This is a genomic window from Ferrovum myxofaciens (assembly GCF_000735045.1).
Lineage (GTDB): Bacteria > Pseudomonadota > Gammaproteobacteria > Burkholderiales > Ferrovaceae > Ferrovum > Ferrovum myxofaciens.
Genome location: NZ_JPOQ01000056.1, coordinates 1 through 18,860 on the forward strand (window position 1 = coordinate 1; position 18,860 = coordinate 18,860).

Here is an 18,860-nt window from a genome sequence, read left to right on the forward strand (position 1 = left end):
GGTGCGACTCAACTCATCCTGAAATCGGCTGAAAACGGGTAAATCAGCCACTTTTGGTACAGGAAACTGGTGTAGTTGCCCGGTTAAAAGTGGCTTTTAAAAATATTCAGGGCGTTTGAGTCCACAGCTGGGTGGCAGGTCGAAGAGATATTTGCATAGCCTTTGTCATAGCTTAACCGGGCTCGTCCAACAAACGGTTCAGGTCGTGGCTCGCTTCGCGATCACGACCTAACCTTATTCGTTATAAGCCCTAATCCACGAAATTTTCAGATTCGTTTAAACCGATACTTATCATCGCAAGTAATAAGGTCTGTAACCTAAGGTTTAGGCGTGTGCGTGCGGTGTCTGGACAGACTGCACCGCTAGGCGCAGACCCATTGCTTTGAGAATGGCAGACAGGCTGCTAAGCACAGGATTACCCTCTGGTGACAAGGTGCGGTAAAGTTGTGTCGTGCTCAAGTGAGCAGTTTCAGCTACGGTTTGCACTCCGCCAAAGGCTTTCGTCATTTGACGTAGGGTAATTAGAAGTTCGCTCTGATCGCCGTCCTCAAGAATACTATTGAGCAATTGAATCGCATAGCCGGGATCATCCCGGAACATCTCGGCCATTGCCTCGTCATGCGCTCTATCTTTCATCGTTTGATCTCCTTTGCCAGTCTTGCCAGTATCCACATGCCCTATCGATATCTGCATCTTGGGTTCGCTTGTCGCCGCCACACAGAAGCAAAACAATTTCTTTACCAGAAACCGCGTAATACACCCTATAGCCAGAACCAACATCAATGCGTAGCTCCCATACTCCATCACGACAAAATTTATGATCGCCAAAATTGCCAAGCTCGATGCGCGTCACTCGTCGATTCACCGCAATTTTTGCAGTCACATCGCGCAATTCTCGAAGCCAGTCGAGATAGATATCCTTCTCGTCCGTAGTTAGATAGTGTCGGATTTCGTACATGGTTAATTTTCGTCTATAAACGAATTACTGTCAAGAGTTACGAGATTCGATAAAGGAAGTAAATTTGTTTCAAAACTGCGGCAATTGCAACTTCTTGCCTGTCGGAAAATAAGTGATTGTCAATGGCCAACAGATTTGACCCACTTTTGGCCATTAATTTTGACCCACCCCAGAACCACCGCCTAATTTTTGCCTCAGACGGTAGCTTTCACCCCCAAGCATGAATATTTGGGCATGGTGTATCAGTCGATCAACAATTGGTACGACCACATTTTCATCAATAAAGAAATCTCCCCAGCGTGTAAAGTCCTTGTTGGTGGTCAGGATGATTGATCTGAACTCATGCAGGGCATGGATCAGTTGAAACAGATTATGGTTGCTCTGTCGGCTCATCGGCAGGTATCCCAATTCGTCGATTACGATTAAACCCAAATTGTTCATTAGAGATTTGGGTTGATTTCTGGCAAACTACCAAGGCCATTGACTGAGGGGGTCATGGTTGCAAAGGTTCTAATGGACATAATTAGATATATTCTTTTTTATCATGTGGTTACCGAAAATGGCGCAATCTGAAATTCTTTCTGGCGATGATTTTTCCGTGGGATTCAGTGACCGCGAGGTGACTGCCTGGGGTGGGCTGGCCCTATTCAAGAAAATGCTCGACAGTATGGGGTTTTCTGAGGCAGTCACGACCTGGGGGCTCCCCGAACCTGGTTCCAATCGGGGATACGACCCGAGGCAGTTGGTGGAACAATTTCTCGTATCGATATGGTGTGGTGCCTGTCGGTTTTCGCATCTTGAGATGGTGCGTATGGATAACACGCTGGTACGTTTGTTTGGCTGGACGAAAGCGGCTGGGCACAAGGCTTTGGTACGTTTTTTCAATCGGTTTGACATGATCCGTAACGAGCAGGTGCAGTGCGAGATTTATCGCTGGCTGTTTGATCAAATTCACGCGTTGAAAAGCGTGACTCTGGATCTGGACTCTACCGTGATCACGCGCAATGGGGAGCAAGAAGGGGCGGTCCGAGGGTACAACCCGGGGCGGCGTGGTCGGGCCAGTCACCATCCCTTGTTGGCTTTTGTGGCTGAGGCGCGCATGGTGGCTAACTTCTGGCTACGTCCGGGAAATACACACTCCGCCAACAATGTTCTGCAATTTCTTGAGGCCACATTAGCCCATCTTGGGGAGAAAAAAGTTGGGTTGTTACGTGCTGATAGCGGCTTTTTCGAAGATGTTTTCCTGAAGGTTCTGGAAGAAAAGAGAATCCCTTACATTATTGCGGCACGCCTGAATCAGGTATTGCAACGGGGGCTTTATCAGGCCACGGGTTGGTGGGCACTGGAGCCCGGATTAGAATTGACGGAAATTAGTTATCAAGCGGCATGCTGGAGCCAACCACGCCGGGTTATCGTGGTACGACAAAGCATCCGACAAAGGAAAAATGCTCCGGGAAAACTTTGCCCCTCTTCGAAGATGATCCTGACATTCAAGGATGGCGTTACGGGGGCTTTTGTCACTACTCTGGAACTCCCGGTTGCGGAGGTCTGGCGCACTTATCGCGGACGTGCGGATTGCGAGAACAGAATCAAGGAATTGAAAGCCGACTTCGGTCTGGATGCATTCAATCTCAGGGACTTTTGGGCGACAGAATCCGCTCTTGGATTTGCCATGCTGGCCTACAACCTGATGAGTTTATTCCGTCAATCCGTGATGCGCGCACGGGTGCAACATACCTTATCTACCCTGCATGGGCTCGTGCTGTCTATCGGAGGCGCATGGAAAACAAATTCGAAGACCGATGAGCCAAAACGACTGATGCTATCAATCCCAAGAAAACATAGGGCTTGGTTACTTCGCGCAACCGTTCCGGCATCTGATCAATGATGTCGAAAACTTCTGCGCCGAAAGCCTTGACTAGCCTGCCTGCATATACCGGACCGATGCCCTTGACCATGCCTGAACCCAGATAGCGCTCTATTCCGGACAAGGTATTGGGGGGAGAGACTTTGACGACGAGGGCGCGAAATTGCCTACCATGTTCTCGGTCTATGGCCCAGTTTCCGGATGCCGAGACATATTCTCCTGGAGAGATCATGGGGGTATGTCCGATCAGGGTGACGAGTTCGCGTTCTCCCTTGACCTTGAGGCGCAGGACGCAGAAGCCGTTTTCGGCGTTATGGAAGGTGACGCGCTCGACCAGACCGGCCAGGCGCTCATGTTCGCTGGTGGTTTCTTGCGGAATTCTTGGATTCAGCATGGGAGGCGTAGCCGAAAAATACGAAAGGACGGCAAGCGGTGCAGAGTACCGTCTCAATCAATGGAATAACTCATCGGATCCACAGCACTTCTTGAATTTCTTGCCGGAACCGCACGGGCACGGGTCGTTGCGTCCCACTTTGGCGTCGCTTCGGCGAAAGGGCTGTGTTTCATCATCGTTTGAAGTACGAATATTCCCGATACGCGACTCAATTGCCTGCATGCGTAGGGGCTCGAAATAAGCGTGCAGCGCCACTATGGCATCGGGAATGGAATCATAGGCTTCCTGAATCGCGCGTTTCTCGTCGGCACTCTCTGAAAGAATCTCCCAACCCGGCTCGGTTCCCAGGAGCACCATGGGTGCAACCAGTTCGGTGCGATCCTTCATGATGGATCGCCACCAGGGTTCAAGAAATACCGCGGCACCGAGCATGAATCCTTCGCACCAGCCTTCAGCATCGTAAAACTCACTGTTGTCAGGTTGAGGTAGTACAAATAGCAGGGGGCCGAAGCGGTCCTCGTCGATTGTGGTTGCTACCGTGTTGTAATGGCGCATGATCAGGTTCGAGATGCGGCTCGCCTCATCCAGCGTGTCGAATTCGGGAGATTCTTCGCCATTGTCCATATCCCATACCCATGGTAACCAGCGGCTGGGAAGGATTACATCGGGATTGAGTACGACGGCTGCCAGAAAACCATCGAAAGTGGAAATATCCATACAGGATCCCGGCGATTTATCGGAAAGCAGAAAATCATCCAGTTCGTTGATTTCATCATCGGTAAGAGGCTGGTTCACATTCATCGGAGAATCCCTTATCGAATAGTGCTGACGGTTTCGAGTTTTTAGTTCAACACCTGACGGTGGCTGCCGTAGCGCACCGTTACTTCGAATAATACTTCTTCTGAATCCAAGTGCTTTTTTGGGTCTGTGGTTGAGGCGATTCACAGCCTGCTATTCCCTGTTTCGGTCGCCTACGCTCACCCAATTCGTGATCATAACCGATGAGCCGGAAACCCGCATGAATCCTGGACGCGACCTCTTGAGCGCTCAAGAGGCCAACAGAGAACAGAGAGAGGAAAACAAGGAAAGTGGTACCGGAAACTGGGTCGGTTGCAGGGTAACGCTCAAGAGAAAAACTGCCGGAACCGCGCCAACAGGGGCGTTGCGGGCAAAAAAATCCCAACCGATACGGGTTGGGATTTAAGGTAATGGTGGTGGGGCGCAATCCCGCGCCAAACCGCGCCAGTTCAGGCCATTATGCCCGCTGCCAACTGCTGCGGAAAGGTGCGAAACCTACCCGTTACTTCCGTGGATGGAAACAAATCCCAGCGCTTCTGACGTCAGCATGTGCCGCAAGATCGACAGCCAGTTCGATTCCCGTTTACGGAATTGAACCCGCGTCCGCAGTCCGACAAGGATAGCAAGGTTTTGATCTTGCGGTCGTGGATTCGAGTATTTGGCCGAATTCCATCCGCCCGCACTTACCGTGCGAGGGCGCATCGCCCTGCGAAACCTGTGCTGTAACGGCCCAATCGTCGAACGCCCCAGTTCGATCCCCGATTCCGCTATCGAACCACCGCCCCAGGAGCGAAACCCGGTACCAGACGACCTGCCTGGATAGAGTACGCCGTTTAGTCATCATCATTAAGCGATAGACTTCGCTGCAATATGCGACGCTTGACGTTGTGTATTGAGTCGTATAAACTCTGCTAAACAATACCGATAGACCATCGAAGCCATAGCAAATGTCCAGCGACCAACTTTCAGCAATGACCCAATCGCAACGCGACCGCCTCGCGTTCCTTGAGTTGCGCCTGCGTTTTGTCGGGGAATTTCGCCGCCAGGACTTGGTGGAACGGTTTGGCATCCAGGCGGCGGCGGCAACTCGCGACATCGGCCAGTACAAAGAACTAGGCCCTCGCAATCTTGACTACGACACCAAGCGCAAGGTTTATGTGCGCGCCGATTGGTTCCGCCCGGTGTTCGACTTTGCAGCAAGTCGCGTCCTTACGTGGCTGTCGCAGGGCTTTGGTGACGGCGAGCCGATGCGTGTCCGCCAATTGGTGGCGTGTGAAGGTTCGGAGCTGTCGATCAATCTGGATCTCGAAATGTTGTCGGTGCTGACTCGCGCCATCCACAAGAAAACAGCTGTCGAGATTTCTTACCGCGCGCTGTCCAGCGGATTGACCACCCGTGAGATCGTCCCATTCGCCTTGGCCGACAACGGGCAGCGTTGGCACGTCCGCGCGTTCGACCGTCGCAGCGGCGACTTCCGCGATTTCGTACTGACTCGAATTGCTGATGCCAGACCGGTCGCCGGTGCGGTTCAGGAGCACGAAAACTCCGACCAAGACATTCAGTGGAACCGGATCGCTGAGATTGAACTGGTTCCTCACCCGGCCAACGTTCAGCACCCCGATACCATTGAAGCCGAGTACGGCATGGAAAACGGCGCGCTACGGATGCGCGTGCGCGCGGCAATGGCCGGATATCTGATGCGTCGCTGGAACGTGGATTGCACCGAAGACCACAGTCTCAAGGGTGTCGAATACCACCTCTGGCTGCGCAATCGCCAAGCGCTTTATGGCGTGACCAACCTCGTGCTTGCACCCGGGTACGAGGTTTAGGAGAAGGCTTACAAATGCTAAAACTAGAAGACATCAAGAAAAACGCAGCCATCTCCGGTATCGAGCCCGGGCATGTCGTGCGCATTGTTACCACGGAACCTGTCGGCGACAACGCCCTCACCGTCTACTACAAGACAGCGGATGGCAAGCTCCTGGAACGGATGCTATTCCGCAACGACGAGGTGAAGTTGTCGCTGGCCGAGGCTGGCCGCCCCTGGGCGTTTGATGCGCCGGGTGAGGAATTTAAGCTCGCAGTCGAAGCCTACCGGATCAATCTGGCCCACCTGTTCGATCCAATGATGGCCGTCCACACATCCAATGTGGAGCCGCTGCCGCACCAGATCACCGCTGTTTACGAATCAATGCTGCCACGCCAGCCCCTTCGTTATGTGCTTGCGGACGATCCGGGTGCGGGCAAAACCATCATGGCCGGGCTGTTCATCCGCGAACTGTTGATGCGTGCCGATGCCAAGCGCATCCTGATTGTTGCGCCGGGCAGTCTGGTCGAACAGTGGCAGGACGAAATGTTCGAGAAGTTCGGCCTGTCTTTCACATTGTTTTCCCGCGAGCAAGTTGAGCAGTCACGCGGAGGCAATCCGTTCGACGATATCGACCTGATGGTCGCTCGGGTAGATCAACTCTCCCGCAACGAAGACCTCCAAGAAAAGCTGCGACTATCCCATTGGGATCTGATCGTTGTCGATGAAGCGCACAAACTGTCAGCCAGCTACTTCGGCAACAAGGTCAACAAGACCAAGCGCTTCCAACTGGGCGAACTGCTGGGTTCGATCACGCGCCACTTCCTGCTGATGACGGCAACGCCGCACAACGGCAAGGAAGAGGACTTCCAGTTGTTCATGTCTTTGCTGGACTCCGACCGCTTCTATGGCAAGTTCCGCGACGGTGCGCACAAGGTCGACGTCACCGATTTGATGCGCCGCACAGTCAAGGAAGAGATGCTGCGCTTCGATGGCACCAAACTGTTCCCTGACCGCCGCGCGATCACCGCCAACTACAAACTCTCTGATCCTGAAGCTGCGCTTTACGCTGCTGTCACCGACTACGTCAAAGAGGAAATGAACCGGGCCGATCAACTGGACGGGCAGCGCAAAGGTAACGTCGGCTTCGCCTTGACATCCCTGCAACGGCGATTGGCGTCGAGCCCCGAGGCGATTTACCAATCACTCAAACGTCGGTGCAACAAACTCAAGCGCCGTGTTGAAGATGAAAAACTGCGCAATCGTGGTCAAACGCTGGCTGAAACGCTCAACGTCAATGGCGCTCCAGAAGACATTTGGGAGTCTGCCGACGCCATGTCTCCCGACGACTATGAGAATTTCGAAGAGGCCGTGGTCGATCAAGCGACAGCCGCGCAAACGATTCAGGAGCTCGAGGCTGAAATCATCATCCTTGACGCCTTGGAGGAGCAGGCAAAGCAGGTTGTCCACTCCGGCCAAGACCGCAAGTGGGACGAACTTTCCAACCTGTTGCAGTCGCCGACCATGCGCGAAGAAAGTGGCCGCCAGCGCAAGCTGATCATCTTCACCGAGCATCGCGACACGCTGAATTACCTCGCGATCAAGATTCGTGGACTGATCGGCAACGAAGAAGCCGTGACGATGATCCACGGCGGCGTCAAACGCGAAGAGCGCCGCAAGGTTCAGGAACTGTTCCGCAATGACCCGGCAACGCGCGTACTGCTGGCTACCGACGCCGCTGGCGAAGGTGTGAACCTGCAAAACGCCAACCTGATGGTCAATTACGACCTGCCCTGGAATCCCAACCGCTTGGAGCAGCGCTTCGGTCGTATCCACCGGATTGGCCAGACCGAGGTCTGCCACTTGTGGAATATGGTCGCCGCCGAAACCCGCGAGGGTGACGTGTTCCAGCGCCTGTTCGAGAAGCTGGAAGTCGAGCGCGAAGCATTGGGTGGTCGTGTGTTCGACATCCTCGGCGAAGTGTTTGAGGACAAGAGCCTCAAAGATCTGCTGATCGAAGCGATACGCTACGGCGAAGACCCCGAAGTCCGCTGGCGCCTGCTGCGCAAAATTGAAGGTGCGCTCGACACTGTCCACCTTGAAAACATCATCAAGCGCAATGCCCTGTGCGAAGAGGTAATGAGTACCGAGCGCCTGTTTGCCGTCAAGGAGGAAATGGAAAAGGCAGAGGCCCGCAAGCTGCAGCCTTATTTCATTCGCTCCTTCTTCAATCAGGCATTCCAGCAACTCGGCGGTGAACTGCGCCCGCGCGAACAAGGGCGCTACGAGATCACCCACGTTCCAGCCAATATCCGCGAACGCGACCGCCAAATCACCGGACGTGACCGCCGCAACGCCGACACCGTACTGCGTCGCTACGAACGCGTTTGCTTCGAGAAGCAATTCGTCCGTCTAATCGAGCGTGTCGGTGCGCCAATGGCCAGCCTGATGCACCCCGGCCACCCGCTGATGCAATCGGTGACCGACCTCGTGCTGGAACAGCATCGCAACAAACTCAAGCAAGGCGCAGTGCTGGTCGACCCCAGCGATATGGGCATCACCCCCAAGGTGATGTTCATCATCGACCAATCGGTGCGAGAAGGTGCAGATCCCGCCCACGTTGTGTCTCGCCGGATGCAATTTGTTGAGATCGACCCACAGGGCAACACCATCAATGCTGGCTGGGCCCCCCACTTGGATATGGAATCCATAAGCAAGGCCGATCTAGCACTGATTCAGGACGTGTTCGAAGCACCGTGGCTCAACGGCACCGATGCGCAAAACCTCGAGCAGGTTGCGCTGGCGCACGCCTCCACCCATCTCGTGCCAGAGCACTTCGACGAGGTGCGTAATCGCCGCGAGAAGAATGTCGACAAGACCCTAGCCGCAGTTCACGAGCGCTTGGTCAAGGAAATCAATTACTGGTCAGACCGCTACATCAAGCTTCAAGACGACATCGCCGCAGGCAAAGACGTGCGCCTGTCGCTCGAAAATGTCCGCCGCACTATTGACGACCTCACAGCCCGCCGCGAATCACGCGAAAAAGAACTGCTGGCCATGCGCCACGTTATCTCAGCAACGCCCGTTGTTGCCGGTGGTGCCTTGGTGATTCCTGCAGGCCTGTTGGCGCAGCGCGCAGGCGAACCTGAATCAATCGCAGGCTGGACAGCCGATGCCGACGCCCGCGCCCGGGTGGAGTGGGCAGCCATGAACGCCGTGATGGCTGCCGAGCGTGCCCTTGGCCACGAGGTCATTGACGTATCGGCGCAAAAGTGCGGATGGGATGTAACCAGCCTGCCAAAAGCGATAGATGGCAAGTTGCCCCCCTCACGCCACATTGAGGTCAAGGGTCGCGCCAAAGGTAGCAGCACGGTTACGGTCACCCGCAATGAAATCCTCTACGGGCTGAACCAGCAGGACAAATTCATCCTGGCCATAGTCATGGTGGACGGTGACCAGCACGAGGGGCCGTTCTACGTGACCAAGCCCTTCACGCAAGAACCGGATTGGGCAGTCACCAGCATCAACTTAGACCTTGAACAACTGTTGGCTCGATCAGCACTACCAGGAGGACAAATATGAAGCTCGAACGGCTACATCTAAAAAATTTCCGATGCTTCGATGAATTGAGCATCGACTTTGGCAAGCGCCTCACGGTCATCATTGCCGAGAACGGTGCTGGTAAAACGGCGATCTTGGACGCAATTGCAATCGGATTTGGTCGCTATCTGATTAAATTGCCTGGTGTGTCTGGTAGAACCACTAAAGAAACCGATCTGCGCGTCACGCAAGGGGAGCGGCGCGAGCCATTCATGATGCTCGCTTGGGAAGCTCGCACACGAGAAGACGCTCAACTTGCTTGGGCAGGCGGTCGGAAGCGGGATGGCACGGTGAATGCGTCGGCGATCAAGAAACTACTTTCTGAAGAACAAGCAGCCCTTTTGGGCCGTGGATTGAAAGATCTGGATGAGTTCACTCTCGGACTCGTTCAAGCCGAATCCGAACAACAGGCGTACTTCCTTCCTGTCATTGCCTACTACGGCACCAACCGCGCTATCCGCGAGGAGGTGCAACGCCGCCGTGGCTTCAAGAAAAACTTCTCTCGGTTTGATGCTTTGGCTGGTGCGCTAGAACCAGATTCACGGTTCAGAGCAGCTTTCGAGTGGTTCAACGCAATGGAGGATGCCGAGCGCCGTGAGCGTGAAACACGCCGTGACTTCGACTATCAACATCCAGAGCTAGAGGTAGTGCGAAGAGCCATCGTTCGTCTGCTTCCAGTCGGATTCAGCAAACCACGTACCGAAATCCGTCCTCTGCGTTTCGTCATTGATCGGCTGGCGCCTGACGGCACCACCCGTACCTTGCGTATCAGCCAACTCAGCGATGGCTACCGCGTGGTGCTTGGGTTGACTATGGATTTCGCTCGCCGCTTGGCGCAAGCAAACAGTCGGATGGTAACTGATGGCATGGAGATCATGAATCCTCTCGATCTCCCTGCTATTGCCTTGATCGATGAGGTTGATTTGCATCTGCACCCATCGTGGCAGCAACGCGTGCTCACTGATCTGATGCAAACCTTCCGCAACACCCAGTTCATCGTTACGACCCACAGCCCTCAGGTTCTTAGTACAGTCAAGCGCGAAAACATCCGGGTCATAGGCCCCGATGCCAGTGGAAAAATCATTGCAGCACCTCCTTTGGCCATGACCTACGGTGAGCCCAGTGGCGACGTGCTGCACAGCGTGATGATGGTTGACCCGCAACCGCCCGTCAGCGAAAAAGCTGACCTGCAGCGCCTAACCGAGTGGGTTGATCAAGGCAACTATCAAAGCTCAGAGGCAACGCAGTTGATGCAAACCCTGGTTGCCGCGTTGGGTGCACAACACCCGCAATTGCAACGACTGCAACGCAGCATCCAGCGGCAGGAGGCTCTGAAGCAATGAGGGCCATCACCAAACAAGGCAACGGTGGCTATCACCTCAATCAGTCACACGCCAATCCGCCTACTACGCCGCAGCAGGCCACCAGTCGCTGGAGCAGTTTCAGTCACAAAGCAGCTGTCCAGCAATCCATTCTCAATGAGCAGTATCAACTGTGCTGCTATAGCGAAATGCGGTCTGATGAAGAAGGCTTGGGCTACCACATCGAACATGTAGAGAATAAAAGTCAGAACCCGGCGCGCACCTTTGATTACAGAAATCTTGCTGCAAGCGCGCTTGACAGCTCCAATGACCTCGCCGCGTTCAAAGCACAAGGCCACGAGGTCTTTGGTGGTCACGCACCAGGCAAACGTGATTCGGTTGACCTAGCGCGCTTTGTCTCTTGCCATCAACTGGATTGCCGACGCTATTTCGCCTACCTGTCCGATGGCCGTGTAGTGCCTGCGGGCAATCTGAATGCGCAGGAGCAAGACCGGGCTCAATACACCATTGATCTACTTAACCTTAACAGCCCCTACCTGATCACCCGCAGACGGCAATGGTGGGATGAGCTCGATCAGCTTTTTCAAGAGCACCAAACCAAAGGCTGGAGCCTGCCCGATCTGGCCAGCATTGACTTGCTGCCGCGCAACGAGCGCCTCAGCCGTTTCTTCAGCCTGACACGCCAGTTCTTCGGCCAGCTTGCCGAACACACCTTGCAGCAGCACGCCCCAGGACTCGTATGACCACCATCAAAACACCAAAAAAACTCATTGAGGTCGCACTGCCGCTCGACGCAATCAACGCCGCGTGCGCCCGCGAGAAATCAATCCGCCACGGTCATCCAAGCACGCTTCATCTGTGGTGGGCACGTCGTCCATTGGCTGCTGCGCGGGCTGTAATATTTGCACAAATGGTCAACGACCCTGGCTACCAGCAAGGTGGTGGCTTCAAGTACGGGGTTAACAAGGAGAAGGCCGAGATCGAGCGTGAGCGTCTTTTTAAGATCATTGAAGACCTCGTGCTTTGGGAAAACACGACCAACGAGGAAGTGTTGGCCCGGGCTCGGGCCGAAATTGTGCGCAGTTGGCGTGAGACATGCGAGCTGAATAAAGGCCACCCACAGGCCGCCGAGCTGTTCAATCCGGACAAGCTGCCCGCCTTCCATGATCCGTTTGCAGGTGGTGGCGCATTGCCTTTGGAAGCCCAGCGCCTTGGACTGGAGAGCTACGCATCTGACCTCAATCCTGTGGCGGTGACGATCAATAAGGCGATGATCGAGATTCCCCCAAAATTTTCTGGACGAGCACCGGTAGGGCCGCGCGCTGTGGGCGACAAGCAGGGCAAATTATCCGAAGACTGGAGTGGCGCGAGGGGACTGGCCGAGGATGTGCGTCGCTATGGCGCGTGGATGCGAGCAAAAGCAGAAAAGAAGATCGGCCACCTCTATCCACAGATTGAGATCACGGAAGCAATGGCTGCCGAACGCCCCGATCTAAAACCACTGCTTGGACAGAAACTCACTGTGATTGCTTGGTTATGGGCACGCACCGTGCGTAGTCCAAACCCGGCTTTTAGCCACTCAGAAGTGCCGCTGGCATCGACTTTTGTGCTCGCAAGCAAGTCTGGCAAAGAGGCGTATGTTGAACCCGTCGTTGAAGGAGATCAGTACCGCTTTGAGGTGAAAGTTGGCACCCCTACAGAGGCAGCAATAGCTGGTACCAAGGCACTCGGTCGCGGTTCAAATTTTGCATGCCTGTTGTCGCAAACCCCAATTGGCGGTGACCACATTAAAGCAGAAGGCCAGGCTGGGCGCATGGGTAGTCGGTTGATGGCTATCGTGGCAGAAGGTGTGCGCGGTCGTGTTTATCTGTCGCCGACCAAAGAGCAAGAAGCTGCTGCTAAAGGAGCGCAACCGACTTGGAAGCCGTCAGGAGATGTACCTGCGCGTCTGACTGGCGGCACTTGCGTACCTTATGGCCTTAGGGAATGGGGTGACCTATTTACCGCCAGACAACTGGTGACATTGACAACCTTTTCCGAATTGGTACAAGAAGCTATTCAATGCTGCAGGCAGGATGCACTGACAGCAGGTTTCGCTGACGACAAAATTGGGCTAGATGCTGGCGGTAATGGTGCAACGGCTTATGCACAAGCCGTCGGAGTGTATTTGGCTTTTGCGGTGAGCAAAGTTAGCAATATCGGTTCGTCCATAGCCACTTGGATGAATGACCGCGGAGCTTTTCGGGAAACATTTGCACGACAAGCTATTCCGATGACTTGGGATTTTGCTGAGGCAAACTCGTTTGCCGATGCTGGAGGAAGCTTCGAAACTGCCATCGATAAGGGAGCAATGGCAATTCGTGATTTCCCCAGAAATGGCAACGGTTGGGCTCAACAGGCTGATGCTTCGACACAAATCATAAGTGTCAACAAGGTTATTTCCACCGATCCTCCCTATTACGACAATATCGGATACGCTGATCTGTCCGATTTTTTTTACGTCTGGCTGCGTAAGAGTTTGAAGCCGATATTTCCTGGCATCTACGCCACCCTTGCAGTACCTAAGGCCGAGGAGTTGGTCGCTACAGCATATCGGCACGGCGGAAAAACTCAGGCAGAAGAATTTTTCCTCAACGGCATGACTCGTGCGATGCATAGCCTGGCTGAACAGGCGCATCCAGCTTTCCCCGTAACCATCTACTACGCGTTTAAGCAGGCAGAGACGAAAAGAGACGCGGGCACCCACAGTACAGGTTGGGAAACCTTCCTTGAGGCAGTGCTGCGTGCTGGTTTTTCACTATCTGGCACATGGCCGATGCGGACTGAAGGAGCTGGGCGGATGATCGGCCAAGGTAACAATGCGCTTGCGTCCAGCATCATTCTCGTCTGCCGTAAGCGCGCACCCGACGCTGCCACTGTAAGCCGCCGTGAATTCCTACGTGAGCTCAACGCGTCGCTCCCTGAGGCGCTGCTGGATATGACCCGTGGAGGCGTGAATTCCCCGGTAGCACCGGTGGACTTGTCACAAGCCATCATCGGCCCCGGCATGGCCATATTCAGTCAGTACGCGGCGGTGCTGGAAGCGGACGGCAAACCGATGAGCGTGCGCACTGCGTTGCAGCTTATCAATCGTTTTTTCGCCGAAGATGATTTTGATCACGACACCCAGTTCTGTTTGCACTGGTTTGAAAGCCAAGGCTGGGCCACTGGCAAGTTTGGGGACGCCGATGTGCTGGCTCGTGCCAAGGGCACCAGTGTTGGTGGTCTGCAAGATTCCGGGGTGATTGAAAGCGGCGCAGGTAGCTTGCGTCTGCTGAGATGGGCAGAACTTCCCAAAGACTGGTCGCCTGAAGGCGACGCCCGTACACCCGTATGGGAGGCCCTGCACCAACTAATTCGAGCGTTAAACCAGGACGGTGAGTCGGCTGCGGGCGCACTGCTGGCGCGTATGCCCGCCCGTGCCGAGCCAATGCGTGCGCTGGCATATCGCCTCTACACCCTCTGCGAACGCAAAGGCTGGGCAGAAGAGGCGCGCGCCTACAACGAGTTGGTGACGGCGTGGTCGAGCATTGAGCAAGCGTCTGCGGACGCAGGCATCCTTGGTTCGCAAACAAAACTGGATATTTGATTGGGGAGATGAAGATGACTCTAAAACCCTGGCGTGAAATCGCCGTTCCGCATGAAGATGTCCTGAAGGGCACATTCCAGCAAGCTGAGTTCGCAGCAGACTTGTCGCGCGTCCACGATGGCACGGCGACGCCGGAATACCAGAACCCTGCGCTGTTCTTCCAGCGCACCTTCATCACCGAAGGCATGCGCTTGCTGCTTGATTCCGTGGTGAAGCGATTGTCCGGCCAGGGTGGCGATCCGGTCATTCAGTTGCAAACCGCATTCGGCGGCGGCAAGACCCACACGATGTTGGCGGTCTACCACCTTGCCAAAGGCGAAGTGCAAGCCAGTGACCTGCCGGGTGTGCCTGCCATTCTCGATGCGGCCGGAGTGACTGAACTACCGCGCGCGCGGATTGCAGTGCTCGACGGTATCAAGTCATCGCCTAACCAGCCGCCGATTCGGCAGGATGGTGATACAAAACAAGCCATCCGCACCCTTTGGGGCGATCTGGCGTGGCAGTTGGGTAAGGCCGAGGGCTACGCCCTGGTTGCGGATGCGGATTCTTCAGGCACTTCGCCCGGCAAGGCCGTGCTCGAAACGCTGCTCAGTCGCTACGCGCCTTGCGTCATCCTGATCGATGAGCTGGTGGCCTACGTGCGCCAGTTTGAAGAAGGCAAGACACTGACCGGCGGCAGCTTCGATTCCAACCTGAGCTTTGTGCAGGCACTGACCGAAGCGCTGAAAGCCGTGCCTACCGCTGTGTTGTTGGCCTCGCTGCCAGAGTCGGACAAGGAAGCGGGCAGCCAGCGCGGTGTGAAAGCACTGGCAGCGCTGGCGCACTACTTCGGACGCATTCAGGCGTTGTGGAAACCGGTTGGCACAGAGGAAGCGTTCGAAATCGTCCGTCGTCGGCTGTTCAGCAGCATCAACGACAAGCTGGCTGCTGAAACGGTGTGTCGCGCCTTTGCTGATTACTACACGGCGAACAGCGACGACTTCCCGCGCGAAACACAAGAGAGCCGATATTTCGACCGATTGATGCACGCCTACCCGATCCATCCAGAGGTCTTTGACCGACTGTATGAGGACTGGTCGTCGCTGGATAACTTCCAGCGTACCCGTGGTGTGCTGAAGTTGATGGCAAAGGTCATTCACCGGCTTTGGGACAAAAACGATAAAGACCCGTTGATCATGCCCGGTAGCTTTCCGCTTGATGATGCAAATACGCGCAACGAGGTGATTTACTACCTGCCTCAGGGCTGGGACCCGGTCGTCGAACGTGATATCGATGGCGAGCGTGCCGAAACCACCGAGATTGAAAATAAAGATACGCGCCTTGGTAGTGTGCAGGCCTGCCGCCGCTCGGCTCGCGCCGTCTTTCTCGGCAGCGCACCAACCACGGCAAACCAGATGGTGCGCGGCCTTGAACTAGAACGCATTGTTTTGGGCGTGGCACAGCCGGGCCAGCAGGTTGGCATTTACAAGGACGCGCTGCGTCGCCTGAGTGACCGCCTCCACTACCTGAACAGCGGCAACAACCGCTTCTGGTTCGATACCCGCCCGAACCTGCGTCGGGAAATGGAAGAGCGCAAACGCCGCTTCCAGGACAAGGAAGATGTGTTCCCGGCCATCCGCGACCGTGTGCAGAAGAGTTTTGCCACCGGCGTGTTCGGCGGCATCCACGTTTTCACGGCCAGCGGCGACGTTCCCGATGATTGGCAGCTACGCCTCGTTGTGCTGCCGCCCGACGCTGCGTTTAGCCGTAGTGGCCAGAGCCTTGCCATCGAGCGTGCGACTGAGATTTTGAAGGCCCGTGGCGATCAGCCGCGCTTCAAGCAGAACCGGTTGATCTTCATTGCCGCCGACTACGACAGCGTGAGCCGTCTAAAGGATCAGGTGCGGTCAACCTTGGCGTGGCAATCGATTGTGAGCGACATCAAGGAAATGAAGCTCAACCTCGACCAGTTCCAGTCCCGGCAGGCCAGCAAGAGTTTTGAGGATGCGAACGATGCCCTGCGCCGCATGATCCGTGAAACCTATAAGTGGATGGTTGCGCCAATGCAGGAGGCACGTCCCGGCAAGGGGCTGTCTGAGATTCAGTGGGAACACTTCCAGGTCAATCCGGGCGCTCAAAATCTGTCACAGGAAATTGAGCGCGTGTTGAAGGAAAACGAACTCCTGATCACCGAGTGGGCACCCGTCCACTTGACCAAGGTGCTGAAAGACTGGTTCTGGAAAGACGACAGCAAAGACACCAGCGCGCTCAACGTGTGGCAGCAAAGTTGCCAGCAGCTCTATCTGCCCCGCATCAAGGACGACACTGCGTTTCAACACACGATGGCGGTTGGTGCGGAAAGCCGGGATTTCTTCGGCTTCGCGCAAGGCAAGGAAGATGGTCGCTATGTTGGGTTCAGCTTCGGCAAGCGCACATCACTATTCCTTGATTCCTCGCTGTTGCTGATCGAGCCGGTCGCTGCTGCCGGATACGCCGAGGCACAAAAGGCGGCTGATGACGCCGCGCGGCCGACACCGGTCTATCCAACTGCCAGCGACACAGGTGACAAGCCGCACCGTGCCGAGGATTCGGGCAAGCCGCCAATCTATACCTCCGGGGATGCTGCGGCTCCACAGCCAGCAAAGAAGCAGTTCTACGCCAGCATCGAACTCGATGCGATCCAGGCCAAGAAACAGTTCGCAGATCTCGTCGACGAAGTGATCATGCAATTCACTGCTCGCCCCGGCGTAAAGGTGAAGATCGCCATCGAAATTCAGGCTGAATCCGCTATTGGATTCGACGACGGCATGCAGCGTGCGGTGAAGGAAAACTGCAATGTATTGCGGTTCAAGAACGCGGAGTTCGAATAAATGGCAAAGACTGAGCGTTCGCCCTCGCTAAAGGCGCAGAACAGCAAAGCCATCTGGTTGCTGGTGGTCGCCGATGTTGTGATCGTGACTCTGGTTCTGACCGGTTTCGCATTTACACAAGCATCTATCACGGAACTCGCCCATTCAGCATTCGTCAGAGGAATTTTGCTTGCCGCCACCGGCCCGCTTATCGCCGTTTTTCTAAACGACTTGCTTTCTTCGGACGCCAAGGCATCGATTGTCTTCTGGCGAATCAAAGATGTATTGCCGGGACACCGCGCATTTAGCAAACACGCGGAGGCCGACCCAAGGATCGATTTAGCGGCCTTGAAGGCCAAGGTCGGAGAGTTTCCGCAAAGTCCAAGGGATCAAAATTCCACTTGGTATCGCCTATACCAGAAGCATCAGTCAAACGTAAGTGTCAGCGATGCTCACAAACGATTTCTCTTATTCCGTGATGCGGCAAGTTTGACTGTTCTGATCACTATCGTTACGAGTGTTGCAGGTGTGTTGGCGGGTATTCCGTTAAGTCTTCAAGCCATGCTTTTTGGCGGACTCCTCGTCCAGTTTATGTGGCTTGCATTGTCTGCTCGAAACACAGGTATCCGATTCGTCCAAAATGTTTTGGCAGTCGAAGTGACTGACGACGGGCGGAAGAAGAAATGACCGCCCGATCTGTCATAACCCGGTTTCGTGCCTACCAATTAGGGCAGGCAGGTTCCTCTTTTTCGCTTTTCGCCGATGGGCGCTTTACCCTCATCGAGGCACGTTTGACGGAGATTAGCCGTGCTAGCGTTGATCAAGAATTAAAAGGATGTGGCAAGACGGCTATCGATGTGCTGCACATTACTGGATGGGATCAAGATCACTGCGCGCTTGCAGACCTAAAGGAAATACTCTCACGTTACATGCCGACTACGGTCGAGTATCCCGGCTATCTGCCTCATTCGGATACCGCCAAGCAGTGCTTGCAGGTTATCCGCGATTATCAGACATCTGCACGAGTTCGGGGACGTTCGGTGAGCTGCGTTGCGATCAATCCGGATTACGTCAAAGGTCTAAAGACTGCGGAGGATCTAGCATATCGCGACGTTCTATACCATCCCCGATACCTTTTCGATGGGGAATCAAACAACAACTCAACCATCAAACTCTTTCGACAAGGTTGTTTCAACGTCGCCAGTTTGGGTGACGTTGAGGACGCAAACCTCGGGGCATACCTTCGTCGCTGCAAAGTCTTCAAGCGTGAAGTGGATGTGCTGCTGCTTGCACATCATGGCGCAGATTGTCCAACTAACTCGAAAACGTTTCTCGAAGCAATTCGGCCAAGGATCGCGATTTGCAGCAGCCAACATAGCAACCAGTTTGACCATCCAAAGCCGGAAGTTCGCCAGAGACTTTTCGATCTTGGAATTCCTATTATGACAACCAAGACAGGCGACGTGATCATTCGATCACTTGCGCCGCACTCGCAGAAATTCCGCGCTACAAATCTGATCGCCAACTCGACGACAGTTTCAAGAGAGCTCGATTTTGTGACCCGAAAGAGCCACTGGCTATCAATGAATGCAGATACGCTTCGGAATCTTTATCGACCAGGCTTCAAAGGACTTCGTTAAACGGTGTGGAATGGAGAG

12 protein-coding genes and 2 pseudogenes are annotated in these 18,860 nt (G+C 54.8%); 9 read left to right on the forward strand and 5 right to left on the reverse strand.

The features are described 5' to 3' along the window. Nucleotides 1–324 precede the first annotated feature (324 nt). From IV91_RS0107760 to IV91_RS0107775, 3 genes and pseudogenes are all read right to left on the reverse strand, one after another. Nucleotides 325–636, reverse strand: coding sequence for a helix-turn-helix domain-containing transcriptional regulator (locus tag IV91_RS0107760; RefSeq protein ID WP_031597379.1), 312 nt, complete (start codon nt 634–636; stop codon nt 325–327). Then, nucleotides 626–958: a type II toxin-antitoxin system RelE/ParE family toxin gene (locus tag IV91_RS17210; protein WP_031597380.1), complete on the reverse strand. Its 333-nt coding sequence runs from the start codon at nt 956–958 to the stop codon at nt 626–628. Before IV91_RS17210 ends, IV91_RS0107760 begins: the two co-directional genes overlap by 11 nt. A gap of 153 nt (nt 959–1,111) precedes the next feature. Then, nucleotides 1,112–1,384: pseudogene (locus IV91_RS0107775) on the reverse strand (ATP-binding protein); the annotation flags it as partial. 229 nt (nt 1,385–1,613) lie between these two features. Here IV91_RS0107775 and IV91_RS0107780 point away from each other — a divergent pair. Then, nucleotides 1,614–2,846 (forward strand): IS1380 family transposase, encoded by a 1,233-nt coding sequence (locus tag IV91_RS0107780; protein ID WP_411463866.1) that lies wholly within the window; start codon nt 1,614–1,616, stop codon nt 2,844–2,846. Here IV91_RS0107780 and IV91_RS19710 read toward each other — a convergent pair. Both IV91_RS19710 and IV91_RS17905 read right to left on the reverse strand, forming a co-directional pair. After that, nucleotides 2,809–3,219 (reverse strand): annotated as a pseudogene (locus IV91_RS19710) (YrrC family ATP-dependent DNA helicase); the annotation flags it as partial. The gene IV91_RS0107780 and the pseudogene IV91_RS19710 overlap by 38 nt on opposite strands. A gap of 57 nt (nt 3,220–3,276) precedes the next feature. Next, complete coding sequence (locus IV91_RS17905) at nt 3,277–4,164, reverse strand: UPF0149 family protein (protein WP_150112426.1); 888 nt, start codon at nt 4,162–4,164, stop codon at nt 3,277–3,279. Nucleotides 4,165–4,964: 800 nt separating this feature from the next. Here IV91_RS17905 and IV91_RS0107795 point away from each other — a divergent pair. Genes IV91_RS0107795 through IV91_RS0107830 form a run of 8 tightly spaced genes read left to right on the forward strand, consistent with a single transcriptional unit; the run spans nt 4,965 to nt 18,842 of the window. Further along, complete coding sequence (locus tag IV91_RS0107795; RefSeq protein WP_031597385.1) at nt 4,965–5,846, forward strand: helix-turn-helix transcriptional regulator; 882 nt, start codon at nt 4,965–4,967, stop codon at nt 5,844–5,846. A 14-nt stretch (nt 5,847–5,860) separates the two neighbouring features. Beyond that, the gene (locus IV91_RS0107800; RefSeq protein ID WP_031597386.1) at nt 5,861–9,406 is read left to right on the forward strand and encodes a helicase-related protein; all 3,546 of its coding nucleotides are present in this window, start codon (nt 5,861–5,863) and stop codon (nt 9,404–9,406) included. Next, the gene (locus IV91_RS15755) at nt 9,403–10,767 is read left to right on the forward strand and encodes an AAA family ATPase (protein ID WP_035417459.1); all 1,365 of its coding nucleotides are present in this window, start codon (nt 9,403–9,405) and stop codon (nt 10,765–10,767) included. The genes IV91_RS0107800 and IV91_RS15755 overlap by 4 nt, the downstream gene beginning before the upstream one ends. Further along, complete coding sequence (locus tag IV91_RS0107810) at nt 10,764–11,489, forward strand: retron system putative HNH endonuclease (RefSeq protein WP_031597388.1); 726 nt, start codon at nt 10,764–10,766, stop codon at nt 11,487–11,489. Before IV91_RS15755 ends, IV91_RS0107810 begins: the two co-directional genes overlap by 4 nt. After that, a complete protein-coding gene (locus IV91_RS0107815; protein WP_031597389.1) occupies nt 11,486–14,374 on the forward strand; it encodes a DUF1156 domain-containing protein in 2,889 nt (962 codons plus the stop codon). Before IV91_RS0107810 ends, IV91_RS0107815 begins: the two co-directional genes overlap by 4 nt. A 14-nt stretch (nt 14,375–14,388) precedes the next feature. After that, nucleotides 14,389–17,223, forward strand: coding sequence for an ATP-binding protein (locus IV91_RS0107820; RefSeq protein WP_031597390.1), 2,835 nt, complete (start codon nt 14,389–14,391; stop codon nt 17,221–17,223). After that, nucleotides 17,224–17,889: a hypothetical protein gene (locus IV91_RS0107825; protein WP_051862329.1), complete on the forward strand. Its 666-nt coding sequence runs from the start codon at nt 17,224–17,226 to the stop codon at nt 17,887–17,889. After that, a complete protein-coding gene (locus tag IV91_RS0107830) occupies nt 17,886–18,842 on the forward strand; it encodes a ComEC/Rec2 family competence protein (protein ID WP_035417460.1) in 957 nt (318 codons plus the stop codon). Before IV91_RS0107825 ends, IV91_RS0107830 begins: the two co-directional genes overlap by 4 nt. Nucleotides 18,843–18,860: the final 18 nt, after the last annotated feature.